This is a genomic window from Corynebacterium sp. c24Ua_83 (genome assembly GCF_039907245.1).
Taxonomy (GTDB): domain Bacteria; phylum Actinomycetota; class Actinomycetes; order Mycobacteriales; family Mycobacteriaceae; genus Corynebacterium.
On sequence record NZ_JASBOI010000001.1, the window covers coordinates 56,004 to 73,370 of the forward strand.

13 protein-coding genes and 1 pseudogene are annotated in these 17,367 nt (G+C 64.5%); 13 read left to right on the forward strand and 1 reads right to left on the reverse strand.

Annotation, left to right across the window (positions count from 1 at the left end; all coding sequences use genetic code 11):
* Nucleotides 1-2: 2 nt before the first annotated feature.
* Together rimM and trmD are read left to right on the forward strand one after the other, a co-directional pair.
* A complete protein-coding gene (rimM, locus tag QKE30_RS00250; protein ID WP_239199875.1) occupies nucleotides 3-566 on the forward strand; it encodes a ribosome maturation factor RimM in 564 nt (187 codons plus the stop codon).
* Nucleotides 567-568: 2 nt separating this feature from the next.
* Entirely contained in the window at nucleotides 569-1,417 is an 849-nt protein-coding gene (gene trmD, locus QKE30_RS00255) for a tRNA (guanosine(37)-N1)-methyltransferase TrmD (RefSeq protein WP_347933806.1), read from the forward strand.
* A gap of 34 nt (nucleotides 1,418-1,451) precedes the next feature.
* On the opposite strand, the gene betA is transcribed toward trmD, so the two are convergent.
* Nucleotides 1,452-3,236, reverse strand: coding sequence for a choline dehydrogenase (gene betA / locus QKE30_RS00260; RefSeq protein ID WP_347933807.1), 1,785 nt, complete (start codon nucleotides 3,234-3,236; stop codon nucleotides 1,452-1,454).
* A gap of 244 nt (nucleotides 3,237-3,480) precedes the next feature.
* On the opposite strand from betA, the gene betT (QKE30_RS00265) reads away from it, so the two are divergent.
* The 11 genes and pseudogenes from betT (QKE30_RS00265) to dprA all read left to right on the forward strand — a co-directional run bounded on the left by betT (QKE30_RS00265) (nucleotide 3,481) and on the right by dprA (nucleotide 17,366).
* Entirely contained in the window at nucleotides 3,481-5,682 is a 2,202-nt protein-coding gene (betT, locus tag QKE30_RS00265) for a choline BCCT transporter BetT (protein ID WP_347933808.1), read from the forward strand.
* A 52-nt stretch (nucleotides 5,683-5,734) separates the two neighbouring features.
* Complete coding sequence (locus tag QKE30_RS00270; RefSeq protein ID WP_297666921.1) at nucleotides 5,735-7,306, forward strand: aldehyde dehydrogenase family protein; 1,572 nt, start codon at nucleotides 5,735-5,737, stop codon at nucleotides 7,304-7,306.
* Nucleotides 7,307-7,312: 6 nt separating this feature from the next.
* Nucleotides 7,313-9,490 carry a choline BCCT transporter BetT gene (gene betT / locus QKE30_RS00275; RefSeq protein ID WP_297666918.1) on the forward strand — a complete coding sequence of 726 codons (2,178 nt, stop codon included), beginning with the start codon at nucleotides 7,313-7,315 and terminating at the stop codon, nucleotides 9,488-9,490.
* Between the two features lie 19 nt (nucleotides 9,491-9,509).
* Nucleotides 9,510-11,798, forward strand: coding sequence for a Tex family protein (locus QKE30_RS00280; protein WP_347933809.1), 2,289 nt, complete (start codon nucleotides 9,510-9,512; stop codon nucleotides 11,796-11,798).
* A 113-nt stretch (nucleotides 11,799-11,911) separates the two neighbouring features.
* A complete protein-coding gene (rplS, locus tag QKE30_RS00285) occupies nucleotides 11,912-12,253 on the forward strand; it encodes a 50S ribosomal protein L19 (protein ID WP_005295302.1) in 342 nt (113 codons plus the stop codon).
* A gap of 118 nt (nucleotides 12,254-12,371) precedes the next feature.
* The gene (gene lepB / locus QKE30_RS00290; RefSeq protein ID WP_347933916.1) at nucleotides 12,372-13,136 is read left to right on the forward strand and encodes a signal peptidase I; all 765 of its coding nucleotides are present in this window, start codon (nucleotides 12,372-12,374) and stop codon (nucleotides 13,134-13,136) included.
* A 15-nt stretch (nucleotides 13,137-13,151) separates the two neighbouring features.
* Nucleotides 13,152-13,790, forward strand: a pseudogene (locus QKE30_RS00295) (ribonuclease HII); the annotation flags it as partial.
* Between the two features lie 4 nt (nucleotides 13,791-13,794).
* Nucleotides 13,795-14,100 carry a DUF2469 domain-containing protein gene (locus QKE30_RS00300; protein ID WP_005295294.1) on the forward strand — a complete coding sequence of 102 codons (306 nt, stop codon included), beginning with the start codon at nucleotides 13,795-13,797 and terminating at the stop codon, nucleotides 14,098-14,100.
* Between the two features lie 171 nt (nucleotides 14,101-14,271).
* The gene (locus tag QKE30_RS00305; RefSeq protein WP_347933810.1) at nucleotides 14,272-14,634 is read left to right on the forward strand and encodes a YraN family protein; all 363 of its coding nucleotides are present in this window, start codon (nucleotides 14,272-14,274) and stop codon (nucleotides 14,632-14,634) included.
* A gap of 3 nt (nucleotides 14,635-14,637) precedes the next feature.
* On the forward strand, nucleotides 14,638-16,179 hold the full coding sequence (locus QKE30_RS00310) for a YifB family Mg chelatase-like AAA ATPase (protein ID WP_347933811.1): 1,542 nt from the start codon (nucleotides 14,638-14,640) through the stop codon (nucleotides 16,177-16,179).
* Nucleotides 16,176-17,366 carry a DNA-processing protein DprA gene (gene dprA, locus QKE30_RS00315; protein ID WP_347933812.1) on the forward strand — a complete coding sequence of 397 codons (1,191 nt, stop codon included), beginning with the start codon at nucleotides 16,176-16,178 and terminating at the stop codon, nucleotides 17,364-17,366. The genes QKE30_RS00310 and dprA overlap by 4 nt, the downstream gene beginning before the upstream one ends.
* Nucleotide 17,367 lies beyond the last annotated feature (1 nt).

Below are 17,367 nucleotides of genomic sequence, written 5' to 3' on the forward strand. Positions count from 1 at the left end.
CTATGGAGTTGCAGATCGGCCGGGTGATCAAGCCCCACGGCGTGCGGGGAGAGGTGGTCGTCGATCCCACGACGGACACCCCCGAACTGCGTTTCGCCACCGGCGAGGTTTTGAAGGGTAGGCAGGCGGGCAAGGAGCTGTCCTTGACCGTTCGTTCCTTCCGCCCGCACCAGGGGCGCCTGTTGGTCACCTTCGAGGAGGTCGCCGACCGTACGGCCGCTGAGTCCCTGCGCGGCGTGCGCTTCTTCGCCGCCCCTGTGCACGATGGGGACGACGACGGTTTCTACGACCACGAGCTCGAAGGCCTCACCGCCTACCTGCTCGCCCCCGGCACGGATCTGGAGGGCGACGAGATTCAGCTCGGGGATCTGGTCGGGGAGGTCGTCGCCGTTGAGCACACTCCGGCCGGGCAGTTGCTCGTTATTCTTATTGACGCCGAGTCCCAGCTGCCGACCGCCGGCAAGGAAGTGCTCGTTCCCTTCCGTCACCAGATTGTCCCGGTGGTGGACTTGGAAGAGGAGATCCTCGTGCTCACCCCGCCCGAGGGGCTTTTGGAGCTGAGCTAGTTTTGCGCCTAGACGTAGTAACGATCTTCCCCGAATACCTAGAACCGCTGCGCCACGCCCTTCTAGGCAAGGCCATTGAGCAGGGAATTCTAAGTGTCGGCGTGCATAATCTGCGCGCCTGGACCAGTGATGTCCACCAGTCGGTGGATTCCACCCCGTGCGGCGGTGGCCCGGGCATGGTGATGAAGCCCGAGGTCTGGGGACCGGCTCTCGATGACGTCGCGGCGGGCACCGGCCCGGCGGCCAGGGTCAGCGACCTGGAGAGCTCCGCGGAGCACAAGCGCAACCTTCTGCCTGCCACAGGCGACAGCGATGCTGAGCGTTTAGGGGAGGAGGCGGGTGGCGTCACAAAACCGCTGCTTATCGTCCCCACACCCGCAGGAAAACCGTTCACCCAAGACATGGCAGAACGGTGGAGCACCGAAGAACATGTCGTGTTTGCCTGCGGCCGCTACGAGGGCATCGACCAGCGAGTGGTGGAGGGCGCACAGAACCGCTACCGCGTGGAAGAAGTCAGCATTGGCGACTACGTGCTGATCGGCGGGGAGGTCGCCGTGCTGGTCATGGCCGAGGCGATGGTGCGGCTGATCCCCGGTGTGCTGGGCAACCAGGCCAGCCACCAGGAGGATTCCTTCCAGGACGGGCTGCTGGAAGGCCCCAGCTACACGCGCCCCCGGCAGTGGCGCGGACTGGACGTGCCGGACGTGTTATTCAGCGGCAACCACGCGAAGATCGCGCAGTGGCGGCGCGAGCAATCCCTCGCCAGGACCAAAAAAGTACGCCCGGATCTGCTGGACAACGTGGAGCTATCCAAGGCAGATCGGGCGTATCTGGACGGGCTGGAGCCCTAGAAACTTAGAGCCCTAGAAACTAGAGCTCTAGCAACTAGTGGTCAGCGCCCGGGATGGCGTTGACGTGATCGCGGGGCTCTTCGCCCTCCGCGTACAGCGGCATGTCCTGCTTAGCGTGGTAGAAGGGGATGTCGATCGGATCGAGGGGCTTGTCGCCCTTGATCAGGTCGGCGGCCTTCTCTGCCAGCATGACGACCGGCGCGTAGATGTTGCCGTTGGTGATGATCGGCATGACCGATGCATCGGCGATGTACAGGCCCTCAACACCGTGGACCTGCATGGTCTCCGGGTCGACAACGGCCATCTCGTCGTCCGCCGGGCCCATCTTGGCGGTGCAGGACGGGTGCAGAGCGGTCTCGGCATCGTTGCGTACCCACTCCAGGATCTCCTCGTCGGTCTCCACGGTAGCGCCGGGGGAGATCTCGCCGTCGGTGAACTCCTTCATAGCCGGGGTGTCCAGCAGCTTGCGGGAAGTGCGAACGGCCTCGACCCACTCGCGGCGGTCCTGGTCGGTAGCCAGGTAGTTGAACAGGATCTCCGGCTTTTCCTTCGGGTCGTTCGACCTGATGTGAACGTGGCCCTTGGTGTCGGAGTACATCGGGCCGACGTGGAACTGGAAGCCGTGCTCGCCCTCCGGCTGGGAACCGTCGTAACGGATCGCCATAGGCAGGAAGTGGAACATCAGGTTCGGGTAGTCCTCGTTCTCGTTGGAACGGGCGAAGCCGCCGGCCTCGAAGTGGGAGGAAGCAACCGGGCCACGGCGGGTCAGCAGCCACTGCAGGCCGATGAACGGGCGGTTGATCATCTTGTAGTACGGCTGGGAGCTCACCGGCTGGGTGCAGTTGTACTGCACGTAGACCTCGAGGTGGTCCTGCAGGTTGTTGCCCACGCCGGGCAGGTGCTTCTTGACCTCGACGCCAGCCTTTTCCAGCACCTTGCGGTCACCGATACCGGACAGCTCCAGCAGCTGGGGTGTGTTGAAGGCGCCGCCACAGAGGATGACCTTGTCCGCGAAGACGCGGTGAGTCTGACCCTTCCACTGGTACTCCACACCCACGGCCTTGCCGTTTTCAACGATGACCTGCGTGGTGTAGGCACGGGTGCGCACGTCCAGGTTCTTGCGGTTCATGACCGGGTGCAGGTAGGCGCGGGCGGCGGACAGGCGCTTGCCGCCCAGGATGTTGCGGTCGAAGGGGGCGAAGCCCTCCTGGCGGTAGCCGTTGACGTCGTTGGTGAGGTTGTAGCCGGCCTGCTGGACGGACTTGAAGAAGGCCTGGAACAGCGGGCTGGTGGCCGGGCCGCGGGTCAGCTTCAGCGGGCCGTTGTGGCCGCGGCGCGGGTCGTTAGCGTCGGCGCCCAGGGCGGTTTCCATCTTGTTGAAGTAGGGCAGGACGTGGCTCCAGCCCCAGTTGGACATGCCGGGCAGCTTGCCCCACTTCTCGTAGTCCATCGGGTTGCCGCGCTGGAAGATCATGCCGTTGATGGAGGAGGAGCCACCCAGCACCTTGCCGCGGGCGTGGTAGATACGACGGCCGTTCATCTCCGGTTCCGGCTCGGATTCGTACTGCCAGTCGTAGTGCTTGTCGCCGATGGGGAAGGAGAACGCAGCTGGCATGTGGATGAACAGATCCCACAGGGAGTCCGGGCGGCCGGCCTCCAGGACCATGACGTCCTTGGTGGAGTCTTCGGAGAGTCGGTTGGCCAATACGGAACCTGCGGAACCGCCGCCGACGATGACGATATCCCGACGACGGTCTTCGACTACCTGGCCTTTGGTGTCGTTCTTCTTTCCTGGAATCAGCTTGTCAATGAAGCTCATCTATTCACTCGCCTCCTAGTTAAATGACTGAACGTTTACCAGTATGCCATTTTCTTTATTAATTCGCTAGATGGCAGGTAAAGGGCATGATTAAACCACCTCACTAGTGAGGTAGTAATTAACACCTATGTGAGGGGGAATGCTGGCAAATTAGAAAGACCTGTGTACTCTAGGAAATTGTATTTCTGAGAAAATGAACTCCCTTTGGCGAGGAAGCGATCGAGGAGAACAAGAGGAGAACTACATGACAAATCCCGAAAACGACCATCAGCCGGAGGCGGCCGAAAGCGCCTCCCGGCGCATCGTGAGCAGGAAAAAAGCCTCTGCTCCGCGAGTGATCGTCGGCTCTTTTGATGTTAATGACCGCGAGAGCTATTCGCCGGGTGAAGTAACGGACCCCAAGACCAACTGGCCCGTGTTCATCATTTCGGCGCTGGGCATTCTGGCCGTCGCCCTCTACGCTTTCTTCGGCCGCGAGCAGGCCAAGGACACCCTGGGCACCGTCACCGGCTGGATCTCCACGAACCTCGGCTGGTTCTACATCGTCACCGCGACGGTCGCTGTGATCTTCGTCCTAGTGGTCGCCTTCTCGAAATCGGGCAACATCCGCTTGGGGCCGGACCACTCCCGCCCGCAGTTCCGCCTCTTTTCTTGGTCGGCAATGCTCTTCGCCGCCGGCATCGGCGTAGACCTGATGTTCTTCGCCGTCGCGGAGCCCGTCACCCAGTACATGGCACCGCCGGTAGGTGAGGGGCAGACCCGCGAGGCTGCAGAACAGGCCGTCGTGTGGGCACTGTTCCACTACGGCATCACAGGTTGGGCTCTGTATGCCCTGATGGGCATGGCCTTCGGCTACTACGCCTACCGACTGAACATGCCGCTGGCCATCCGCAGCGCCCTGTACCCGCTGATCGGTAAGCGCATCCATGGCCCCATCGGCGGTGCAGTGGACATCGCCGCCGTGCTGGGCACCGTCTTCGGCATCGCAGCTTCCCTGGGTATCGGCGTGGTGCAGCTGACCTACGGCCTGCACCTCATCTTCGGCTGGGACCAGGGTGTGGCTGTCCAGTCCGGCCTGATCATTTTCGCCGTCGGTATCGCTACCCTGTCCGCCGTCTCCGGCGTGGACAAGGGCATTAAGCGCCTGAGTGAGATCAACGTGTTGCTGGCCATCGGCCTGGTGCTCTATGTGACCGTTACTGGCCAGACTGCCTTCCTTCTTGACGCCCTCGTGATGAACATTGGCGACTATGTCTCATCCTTCCCGGGCATGACGATGGATACGTTTGCCTTCTCCGAGGACCCGGAGGCAACCAAGGCATGGATGGGCGCCTGGACGCTGTTCTTCTGGGCTTGGTGGGTAGCTTGGGCGCCTTTCGTCGGCCTGTTCCTGGCCCGCATTTCCCGCGGCCGCACTCTGCGCCAGTTCGTTGTCGGCGTGCTGACCATTCCGTTCCTGTTCATCCTCCTGTGGATGAGCCTATTCGGAAACACCGCCCTCAAGCGTGTGGTTAGTGGCGACATGGACTTCGCCAACAACACTATGGACGCCCCGGAGCAGGGCTTCTATGCACTACTGCAGGACATGAATGGTGGCGGGGTGCTGATCATCCTGTGCACCCTGATCGGTCTGTTGCTGTACATCACCTCCGCCGACTCCGGTGCGCTGGTGACCGCTAACTTCACCTCCAAGATCGAGGATTCCCGTCAGGACGGTGCCAAGTGGTCCCGCATCTTCTGGGCCGTCCTGGTCGGCGTGCTGACGCTGGTCATGCTGCAAGTTAACGGCGTCGAAACAGTGCAGCTGGCAACTATCGTGATGGGCCTGCCGTTCACGATCGTGATCTACCTCATCATGTTCGGACTGTGGCGCTCCCTGCGCCTGGAGAGCTACGCGACCGAGGCCCGCAGCATCTCGCTGCACAGCGCCATGTCCGGCCGCTCTGGTGCAGGCGGGGACAAGCAGTCTTGGCGCAAGCGCCTGTCGCGTGCCTCCACCTGGCCGAGCCAGGCCAAGGCCAACGAGTACCTCACCAAGGTGGCGCAGCCTGCGCTGGAGGCCGTCGCACGCGAGCTGAATGACGAAGGCATCGACACTACGCTGGTGGCTGCCGACGTGCCGAACCTGCCGGTAAACCAGTTGGACCTCACCATCCACCTGGGTGAAGAGCAGGACTTCCGCTACCAGATCTACCCCTTGGAGCACCCGGTGCCGAGCTTCACCCGCAGCACCAGCGATGGGGAGCTCTACTACCGCCTCGAGGTCTTCGACAACACCGGCTCGCTGGGCTACGACATCTACGGCTACACCACGGAGCAGCTGATCGATAACGTCCTGGATCTCTACGAGCGCCACCTGGAGTTCCTGCACATGCAGCGCGACCTGCCGGGCACCTCTGACATGTCCGACGGCGCGGACCCAGTGCGCACCTGGACCGAAGACTAGAACCTGGACAAACTGGACCAAAAGGCCAAACACAGAAAGCGAGAATCCAACCATGAACGCTGTACTGTTCGACCCCACCACCTGCGAACTGCTGGCCGGGGTGCACAAGAATGAGGGCGCTCCCGCCTCGCTGTTCATCAACGGCGAGTGGGTAGCGGCCGAAAAGGGCGAGACCCGCACGATCACCAACCCTGCCGATAACTTCACCGTGGGCCTGGTGTCCGAGGCCTCCGACGAGGACACGAACAAGGCCATCGCCGCCGCCCGCGCCTCCTTCGACTCCGGCGTGTGGGCCGACGTGCCCGCCGCCGAGCGCGGCAAGCTGCTGCTGCAGGTTGCAGACAAGATCCGCGAGAACAAGGATGCCTTCGCCCGCGCCGAGTCCGCCGACACGGGCAAGCGCCTGGCCGAGTCCGAGATCGACATGGACGACATCGCCAACTCCTTCGAGTACTTCGGCACGCTCGCCCAGCACCAGGCCGGTCGCGTTGTGGACCCGGGCGATGCGAACGTTCGCTCTCGTATTGACGCCGAACCGGTCGGCGTATGCGGCCTGATTACCCCGTGGAACTACCCGCTGCTGCAGGTGGTCTGGAAGGTCGCCCCGGCCCTGGCTGCCGGCAACTCCTTTGTGCTGAAGCAGGCGGAGCTCACCCCGCACACCGCCATGATGCTGATGACGGTCCTGGACCAGCTGGGCCTGCCGGCCGGCGTGGCTAACCTGATCACCGGCGCGGGCGCCAACTGCGGCAACCCGCTGTCACAGAGCCCGGATGTGGATATGGTCAGCTTCACCGGCGGTCTGGTCACCGGCAAGCTGATCGCTCGCAACGCGGCGGAGACCGTCAAGCGCGTGGCCCTGGAGCTGGGCGGCAAGAACCCGAACGTCATCTTCGCGGACGCCGACTTCGACGCTGCGGTGGATAACGCTCTGAACGGCGCGTTCGTCCACTCCGGCCAGGTGTGCTCCGCGGGCTCACGCATCGTGGTGGAGGAATCCATCCACGATCAGTTCGTCGAGGCTTTGGTGGCCAAGGCCGAGAAGATCAAGGTCGGCGGCCCGCTGGACGAAGCCGCCGAGACCGGCGCCCTGATCTCCGCGGAGCACCGCGACAAGGTTGCGGCCTACGTCGACCGCGCCCGCGAGCAGAGCGCGAAGATCCTCTGCGGCGGTCGCATCCCGACGGCCGAGGACAACCAGGGCTCCCACGCCACGGGCAACACGGACCTGACCCGGGGCGTGTTCTACCTGCCGACGATCATCGATGGCTGTACCCAGGAGATGGACTGTGTGCACGACGAGGCCTTCGGCCCGGTCGTGACCATCGAGACCTTCGCCACGGAGGACGAGGCCGTGGCTATCGCCAACGACACCGAGTACGGCCTGGCCGGAGCCGTGTGGACCACTGACGCCGGAAAGGCGGAAAGGGTCGCACGTAAGCTGCGTCACGGTACTATTTGGATTAATGACTTCCACCCCTACCTGCCGCAGGCGGAGTGGGGCGGAATGAAGCAGTCCGGCAACGGTCGCGAGCTCGGCCCCACCGGACTGGCCGAGTACCAAGAGCACAAGCACGTCTACACCAACATCGCGCCAGCGGTGACGGGGTGGTTTAAGGAATAGGAAAAGTTGGCGGACAAGAAGCGATCCAGACTGTCAGCTGGCCCTCGGGCCATCGTCGGTACGTACTCTGCGGGGGCGGACCGCTCACGCAGTGGGGAGCCTCCCAAGGCCAACTGGCCCGTGGTGGTCGTCACCGCGGTCATTACCCTGCTGGTCGCTATCTGGGCCGCCGTCGCCAGCGATAACTTCGATTCCGTCGTCGGGGGAATCACCGGGTGGCTGACAGAGAGCCTGGGTTGGCTCTATATTGCCACCGTCGCCATCGCGCTGATCTTCATGATCTGGATCGCCTTGTCCAAGGCGGGCGCTATCCGCTTGGGACCCGACCACTCCAAGCCCCAGTACAGCCTTTTCTCCTGGTCGGCGATGCTCTTCGCCGCCGGTATCGGCATTGGCGTGATGTTCTACTCCGTGGCCGAGCCGCTGGCGCAGTACTCCACCCCGCCGGTGGGCGAGGGGATGACGGAGCAGGCTTACAACGAGGCCATCGCCTGGACTCTTTTCCACTGGGGCGTGTCCGGCTGGGCGCTGTACGCGCTGATGGGCCTGGCCTTTGGCTACTACGCCTACCGCCTAAACATGCCCCTGGCCATCCGCAGCGCCCTGTACCCGCTGATCGGCAAGCGGGTCAACGGGCCGATCGGCGACGCGGTAGATGTCGCCGCCCTGCTCGGCACGATCTTCGGCGTGGCGGCCTCCCTGGGCATCGGCGTGGTGCAGCTGAACTTCGGTCTGAACATGGTGTTCGGCCTGCCCGAGGGCCGTGGCATGCAGATCGCCCTGGTGGCGCTGGCAGTGGGCGTCGCAGCGATCTCCGCAGTATCCGGTGTGGACAAGGGCATTAAGCGCCTCAGTGAGGCGAACGTCTACCTCGCCACCGCACTGCTGCTGTTCGTCCTGTTCACCGGCCGCACTGGCTGGCTGCTGAACTCCGTGGTGAAGAACATGGGCGACTACCTCGCCTGGCTGCCGCGCTGGACCTTCGAGACCTTCTCTTATTCCCAGGACCCGGCCGCCACAGCGGACTGGATGGCCAACTGGACCCTGTTCTTCTGGGCCTGGTGGGTGGCCTGGGCGCCGTTCGTGGGTCTGTTCCTGGCCCGCATTTCCCGTGGCCGCACCTTCCGTCAATTCGTCATCGGCACCCTGTGCGTGCCCTTCCTCTTCGTCGCGCTGTGGGCCTCCATCTTGGGTAACACCGCGCTGGACCGTGCGGTGAACAACGACGATCACGACTTCCTGCAGACCGCTGTGGACTCCCCGGAGCGTGGCTTCTACACCCTGCTCGATGGCCTGCCCGGCGGCACGATCGTGGTGTTTATCGCCATCCTCGTGGGTCTGCTGTTCTTCGTCACCTCCGCGGACTCCGGTGCGCTGGTTATGGCGAAGTTCTCTTCTATTTCTAAGGACCCCCAACAGGACGGCGCGCCGTGGATGCGCCTGATGTGGTCGGGTGCCGTCGCCGTGCTGACGATCGCGATGCTGCAGGTCGGCGGCATCGCCACGCTGCAGATGGCCACGCTGATCATGGGCTTGCCCTTCATGGTGGTGGTGTACCTGATCATCGTGGGCTTGATGCGTTCGATACGTATGGAGACCGCCCAGGTGGATTCCCGCGCCATCGCCCTGCACTCCGCGATCTCCGGGCGCACCCTGCCCTCCGGCAACGACCTGGACTGGGAGAACCGCCTCGACCGCACCTCCACTTGGCCGTCGGAGCAGACCGCGTATCGCTATGTGGTGCAGATCGCCAAGCCCGCCCTCGAATCGGTCGCTACGGCGCTGCGGGCTAGGGATTATGACGCCACGTTGTTGGTCGCCGACAGTAAGGACACCAAGGTTCCCCAGTTGGACCTGTCCGTGATCTTCGGGGAGGATCCGGTCTTCCGCTATCAGCTCTACCCGGTCATCTCCACCACCCCGGAGTTCGCCGTCCGCGAGGGTGCGTCGGACAAGCTCGACAACGGCAAGAACTACGTCCGCCTCGAGGTCTTCGGCATGAACGGCTCCCTGGGCTTCGACGTGTTCGGCTACACCCGCGCGCAGCTGATCAACAACGTGCTGGATCTTTTCGACCGCCACCTGGAGTACCTACACATGCAGCAGGGCTTCAGCGGCGAGCGCGATCTGACGGAGTTCACCAGCGATGCGCCCGAGTGGGCCGAGGACTTCGGCAAGCAGTAGCCCCTCTAGAATGTGGGGAATGACCGATAGCATCGCTAGCATCATTGCCCACGAACTCGAGGTGGATCAGCCCCGAGTTCAGGCCACCATCGACCTGCTGGACGGCGGAGCGACCGTTCCGTTTATCGCCCGCTACCGCAAGGAAATCACCGGTGGTATGGACGACGGCCAGCTGCGCCAGCTCGAGCAGCGCCTCGACTACCTGCGCGAGCTTGCCGCCCGCAAGGAGACCATCCTCAAGAGCATCGAGGAGCAGGGCAAGCTCACCGACGAGCTGCGCCAGAAGATCCTGGCCGTGGACACGAAGGCCCGCCTCGAGGACCTGTACTTGCCGTTTAAGAAGTCCCGCCGCACCAAGGCCGCCATCGCACGCGAGGCCGGCTTGGGCGAGCTGGTTGAGAAGCTGCTCGCCGGTGGCAGCCCGGAGCTGGCCGAGGGCTACGTCCAGGAAGGTTTTGCTGACGCCGCCTCGGTGATGGCCGGCGCCAGAGCCATCGTGGTCGAGGATATTTCCACCGACGCAGATCTGGTGGGGGAGATCCGCGAGGAATACTTCAAGCGCGGCCGTGCCGAATCCGCCGTGATCGAGGGCAAGGAGGAAGAAGGCCAGAAGTACCGCGATTACTTTGAGTTCGATGAGCCCTTCGGGGATCTACCGAGCCACCGCGTGCTGGCGCTGCTGCGCGGCGAGAACGAAGGCGTGCTGCGCGTGAACTTTGCGCCGGGGGAGGACGACGAGTTCTACCAGGGCATCATCGCCGATCGCACCGGGCTGCATGCTCAGGGCGACCCGGCGGATAAGTTCCGCGCCGAATGCGTGCGCTTCGGCTGGAGCACGAAGCTGGCGGTCAGCTCCGCGGTGGACGTGCGCATGCGCCTGAAGGAGAGAGCCGACGAGGCCGCTGTGAGCGTGTTCTCGAAGAACCTGAAGGATCTGCTGCTGGCGGCCCCCGCCGGCCACCGGGCGACCTTGGGCATGGACCCGGGCTACCGCAATGGTGTGAAGTGTGCAGTGGTAGACGGCACGGGCAAGGTGCTGGACACGGTCGTGGTCTACCCGCATTCCGGCCAGTGGGATAAGGCCCGCACGATCCTGAGCGCCCTGGTGAATAAGCACGGTGTGGAGCTGCTGGCAGTGGGCAACGGCACCGCCAGCCGCGAGACGGAGAAGCTGGCAAAGGAGGTTGCCGGGCTGGCGGAGGGCACCAAGCCCCAGACCGTCGTGATCTCCGAGGCGGGTGCGTCGGTCTACTCCGCCTCGGAGGTGGCCGCCCAGGAGTTCCCGGACATGGACGTCTCGCTACGCGGGGCCGTTTCGATTGCCCGCCGCCTGCAGGATCCGCTGGCGGAGCTGGTGAAGATCGACCCGAAGTCCATCGGCGTGGGTCAGTACCAGCACGACGTCAACCAGTCACTGCTGGCCGCCGGGCTGGACACCGTGGTGGAGGATGCGGTGAACTCCGTCGGTGTGGACGTGAACCTGGCCAGTGCGCCGCTGCTGAATCGCGTGGCGGGCGTTACTCCGACCCTGGCGGAGAACATCGTGGCCTACCGCGATGAGAACGGCGCTTTCAAGTCCCGCAAGGAGCTGCTGAAGGTGCCGCGCCTGGGGCCGAAGGCATTCGAGCAGGCCGCGGGCTTCCTGCGCATCAACGGAGCTGCCGACCCGTTGGACGGCTCAGCCGTACACCCGGAGGCCTATCCGCTGGTGCGCCGCATCGTGGACGCCACCGGCGTGGAGGTTGCGCAGCTCGTGGGCAACTCCGCCGTGCTGGGCAAGCTGCGTGCGGGGGACTTCGCCGACGAGAAGTTCGGAATCCCCACCGTCACGGACGTGCTGGCGGAGCTGGACAAGCCGGGGCGCGACCCGCGCCCGACGTTCAAGACCGCCACGCTCGCCGAGGGGATCGAGACCATCAAGGACCTCAAGCCGGGCATGGTGCTAGAGGGCACGGTCACGAACGTTGCAGCCTTCGGAGCCTTCGTGGATATCGGCGTGCACCAGGATGGCCTGGTTCACGTCTCCGCCATGAGCGAGCAATTCGTCAAGGACCCGCACGACGTAGTCAGTTCCGGCGAGGTGGTGAAGGTGCGCGTCGTCGACGTGGACGTGCCGCGCAACCGCATTGGCCTTTCCCTGCGCCTGCAGGACGAACCCAAGGGCTCCACAGCCAACGGCAAGTCCAAGCCGAAGAAGGGGGCGGGGCAGAAGCGCAATGCGCGGAGGAAGCCCAACCACCGCAATCAGGCTCCGCAGGGCAGTATGGCCGCCGCGCTGAAGAACGCGGGATTTGGACAAAACCACTAGTCGGTGTCATACTACTCAAGTTAATTTCTGTTGTGGGTACGAACCCGTAGGCGCGCAGGTAACGCGAAAAGCCGCGAGGATCCTCTATCCAGACGAGCAAAAGGATTTCATCCATGCACATTCTTGATAAGGTTGACGCAGCTCAGCTGCGCGACGACATTCCCGAGTTCCGCGCCGGCGATACCCTGGACGTTCACGTCAAGGTTATCGAGGGCTCCAAGTCCCGTCTGCAGGTTTTCCGTGGCGTTGTGATCCGCCGCCAGAATTCCGGCATCCGCGAGACCTTCACCATCCGCAAGGTTTCCTTCGGCATCGGTGTGGAGCGTACCTTCCCGGTTCACTCCCCGAACATCGACCGCATCGACGTCCTGTCCCGCGGTAAGGTCCGCCGTGCGAAGCTGTACTACCTGCGCGAGCGTCGCGGCAAGGCAGCCCGCATCAAGGAGCGCATCTAGTACTTACCCCCCAAGTGCTATCAACCCAGTCACACTTTCGTGGCTGGGTTTTTTGCTGTTCGCCCCACTGGTATCCTCGTTCCTTGTGACTCATCGACAGGAACCCAACGACCCTAACGTGCCCAATGAGGCTGCCGCGCAGCCGGAGCAGGGGGCGTCACCAAAAAAGAAGAAGGAGAAGAAGACCTACCCTTGGTGGGTCGAGATGCCGATCATCATCCTGGTGACGATGCTGGTGCTGGGCGCTTTCAATAACTTTGTGGGTCGCATGTACCTGATTCCTTCCGAGTCGATGGAGCCGACGCTGCACGGCTGCGTGGGCTGTACACCCGACCGCATCTTCGTGAACAAACTGGCCTACCGCGGCGACAAGATGCCCGACCCGGGCGAAGTCGTCGTTTTCGTCGGCACTGAGTCTTGGAACGAGGAATACACCTCCCGCCGCAGCTCCAACGACGTGGTGCGTGGGCTGCAGAACCTTGGCGCCACCATCGGCATCGTCGCGCCGGACGAAAACACCCTGGTCAAGCGCGTGATCGCCACCGGTGGCCAGACCGTGCAGTGCCAGGAGGGCGACCCGGGCATCATGGTCAACGGCAAGAAGGTCGACGATTCCTACACGATGAACCCACCGGCGAACCCGATCGACCCGACCACGGGCTCCAAGGAGTGCCAGGGCGACTACTTCGGGCCCGTCACCGTGCCGGACGACGCTGTCTGGGTGATGGGCGACAATCGCACCAACTCGCTGGATTCCCGCGCGCACATGGGCGACGAGCACCAGGGAACCATCCCTGTGGAGAACATCGTCGGCGAGGTCGAGACCATTCTGCTGCCGTTCAGCCGCATCGGCGGCGTGGACTCCCTGCCCATCCAGGGCTAGAGCCGCCAGAGCCGCTCAAGAGTTAAGGTGGAACGCGAGCTAGAGGCCGCGGGGCTGGGGCCTGTCGCGGGGGTGGACGAGGCTGGGCGTGGTGCGTGCTGCGGGCCGATCTCGATTGCAGCGTGCATCCTTCCTGCCGACCTGGACGGAGCTGGGCTGGACCGCCTGACCGACTCGAAGAAGCTCACGGAGAAGACCCGCGAGCGACTGTACGACGTCATTCGCGACGTCGCCGTTTCCTACTCGATCATCCACATTAGCGCCGCAGACATCGACCGCTTCGGCATTCAGCACGCGAACGTCTCCGGCATGCGGCGTGCTGTGGCTGCTTTGCACGTACAGCCCGGCTACGTGCTGACGGATGCGGTGAAGGTCCCCGGCCTGCCCATGCCGCACCTGCCCGTGGTGAAGGGCGACCAGATGGCCAAATGCATCAGCGCGGCAAGTGTGCTGGCAAAGGTTTCCAGGGATCGAGTGTTGCGAACGCTCGACGAGGAGTTCCCGGGGTATGGTTTGGCTAGTCACAAGGGCTATGGCACCAAGGCGCACATGACTGCGGTGAGCCTACACGGTGGCACCCCTTATCACCGTTACAGTTACAGGAACGTGGCCGCTGCGCACCAGCAATGGCTTAAGGGAAAGGATCGAGGGTAAGTCCGTGAGCGCTGAGGAACTAGACGACTACGAGGCAAACGTCGAGCTGTCGATGTACCGCGAGTACCGCGACGTGGTCAGCCAGTTTTCCTACGTTGTGGAGACCGAGCGCCGCTTTTACCTGGCCAACGCCGTCGAGCTGATCCCGCGCAATTCCGGCGGGGAGGTCTACTACGAGGTCCGCATGTCCGATGCCTGGGTGTGGGACATGTACCGCCCCGCCCGCTTCGTCCGCTACGTGCGCGTAATCACCTACAAGGACGTAAACATCGAGGAGCTCGACAAACCCGAGCTGCAACTGCCGGACTGACCTGCACCTTTCGCCTTATTCACAGCCCAGGGGTTTTCCACAGCCCCCTGGGCTTTTGTTGTCTCTGTTTCTTTTTATGACGCCACCCCACGGGGATGATGGCCCACACTTGTGAATCAGGTACCGGGCGTGAAGAACCGGTGCCGGATCACGAAAAGGGGAGGGCGACTAGTGACGGCGGCGAACAAGCGAGCAGTGGGGAACCTGGGGGAGGACCTGGCGGCTGAGTATCTGCAGCGGGCGGGGTATGAGGTGCTGGACCGCAACTTCTATACCCGCTACGGGGAGCTGGACTTGGTGGCGCGCACACCCGAGGACGACCTGGCTTTCATCGAGGTGAAGTATCGCGCCTCGGACTCCGACGGGGGCGGAGTGGCGGCGGTGGGGCCGCGGAAGCTCAGGCGGATTCGCACGCTGGCCGGGCTGTGGCTGGAGCAGAATCGCGAGAGGGTGCAGTTTTCCGGGGGACTGCGCGTGGATGTGATTGACGTCGGACCGGACGGCGTGCGCGAGCACGTCGAGGGGGTGTGGTGACCAATGGCCGTGGGGCATGCGCAGTCGATAGCGCTGGAGGGGACCAGACGGACCGTGATCACCGTCGAGTGCGACGTGAGCAGGGGGCTGCCCGGAATATCAATCGTGGGCATGGGGGATACCGCGGTGGTGCAGGCGAAGGATCGCATCCGGTCGGCGCTGAAGAACTCTGGCGTGGGGTGGCCGGGGTCGCGGACCGTGATGAGCCTGTCGCCCGCCGGGCTGCCGAAGCAGGGGGCGGGCTACGACCTGGCGATGGTGTGCGCGATGCTCTCCGCGGTGGCGGATGACGCGCTGGGGGCTGGGCGGCTATCCCAGACGATCCTGGTGGGGGAGCTGGGGTTGGATGGGCAGATCCGCCCGGTGCAGGGAGTGTTCGCGCTGGTGCTGGCCGCGGCGATGGAGGGCTTTTCCACTGTCGTGGTGCCCGTGGGAAACGAAGCCGAGGCGGCGGAGGCGGCGCAGGCAGCGGCGGCGAGCGACGGGGGCGTGAGTGTGCTGGTGGCCCCGAACCTGGGGACGGTCATCGACTGGCTGCACGGGGGAGAGCTGCCAGAGGCGTGCCCGGGGGAGTACGCCCCGCCTCGGCAAGTGGGGGATCTAGCGGAAATTGTGGGACAGCCCGCCGCCCGCCGGGCAGTGGAGGTGGCCGCGGCCGGGGGACACAACCTAATGCTGACGGGGCCGCCCGGAAGTGGCAAATCAATGCTGGCCGAACGCCTGCCGGGGATCCTGCCGCCTATGACAGATACCGAGCGGGTGGAGGCCGCCAGCGTGCACTCCCTGGCGGGGGTGAAGGGGAGCCTGCCGGAGGTGCTCGCAGGACAGCGGCCGTTCATCGCGCCGCACCACAACGTGACCCCGGCGGGACTCATCGGTGGCGGGCGCGTACCCGTACCCGGGGCCGTGAGCCTGGCCCACCACGGAGTGCTGTTTATCGACGAGGTTAGCGAGGCGCGCCGGGATAGCCTGGAGTGCCTGCGCGTGCCCATGGAGCTGCGCCGCGTAGAGCTTATGCGAGCGAACCGAATCTCCAGCTTCCCCGCCGACTTTCAACTGGTGATGGCCGCCAACCCCTGCCCGTGTGGCGCGGAGCTGCCGTTAGATTGCACCTGCCCCTCCGGGGCGCGGCTGCGGTATCAGGCGAAGCTCTCCGGCCCGCTGCGCGACCGGGTGGACGTATTCGCCACCACCACGGGCAGGCCCCAGATTGAGGCGCTAAGCAGCCCAGGCGAGGCCAGCGCCGCCGTCGCCGAACGGGTGGCCGAAGCCAGGGATCGAGCCCGCCAGCGGTGGGGTACCGCCAGCAACGCGCTGGTGCCCGGAAAAATTTTGCGACAGGTGGGCGTGGACGAATCCGGCTCCGTTCTGCTGGAGGACATGCTGCGCACCGGCACGATCACGCAGCGAGGGGTGGACCGGACCATCCGGGTCGCCTGGACTCTCGCGGATCTCGACCGCGCCTCCGCCCCGCACCTGGGGCACATCAGCGACGCGGTGGAATTCTTCGGAGCCGACAGGGAATTGGTAGAGGTGCAGCGATGACGACCCAGGAAAATTTTTTGGAGTGGGTCTACGTGCGTCGGGTCATAGAGGCTTCGCGCCTCGACGTGTTGGACATGCTGTGGCCCAACGGTTGGGAGCAGGCCGGCCCCGCGGACGTGCGATCCGTAGCAGAAGCCCTGGCACGCCGGGGCGGGAAGCTGCCGGACGCGTTGGCGGACTCGACCTCGCAGCGCTACGAGCAGAACCCCACCCGCGACGCGGAGCTGGCCATCGCCCGCGGCTGGCGGTTGGTCACCCCGGAGGACGATGAGTGGCCGAGCGAACTGACCGCCAGCTTCGTCCGCATGGCCGATTCGGGTGCGGATCACGATTCCTCCGTCCGCGGCCAGGCGGCGGCACCCTTCGCCTTGTGGGTGCGCGGAGACACGCGCCTGGATGCGCTGGTGAGCCGCTCGGTCACTGTCGTGGGCACCCGCGCCGCCACGCGCTACGGCGAGCAGGTCACCCAGTCCTTCGCGGGAGACCTCGCGGACGCGGGCTTCACCCTGATCTCCGGGGGTGCGATCGGCATCGATGCCATCGCCCACCGCGCGGCCCTCGAATCCAAGATGCCCACGATTGTGGTCATGGCCTGTGGGCTCGACGTTTCCTACCCCAAGGCGCATGGGGATCTGTTTGAGCAGATCGTCGCCGCCGGCGGAATGCTCATCAGCGAGTATCCACCGGGCACTCCGCCGGCCCGCCATCGCTTCCTCACCCGCAACCGCCTGGCCGCGGCTCTCGGCCAGGCGACCCTGGTGGTCGAGGCGCCGCTGCGCAGCGGCGCCCTCAACACACTGAACTGGGCCGAGGCGCTGGTGAAGCCCACCTTTGCCGTCCCCGGCCCCGTCACCTCCCACGCCTCCCTCGGGTGCCTCGATCGCATCCGCACCGCCCGCGCCACGCTGGCCGTCAGCGCCCGTGACTTGATCGAGGAGCTCACCCCTCTCGGCGAGCAGATGGCGCTGGGGCTAGGCCAGGAGGATCGTTCGTTCCTACCTAGCTGGGAGCACCTCGCCATTATTGACGCCGCAGCCTTGCCGAGCGGCAAAGGTCCCGAAGGCAGACTGCCGCAACTGGTGGAGGCCACCGGTTTGCCCGCCCGCACGGTGATCCGCTGCCTGCGCGACCTGGAGGCCATGGGCAGGCTCCGGAGGGAGGCGGACCGCTGGATAAGGGTCGAATGAC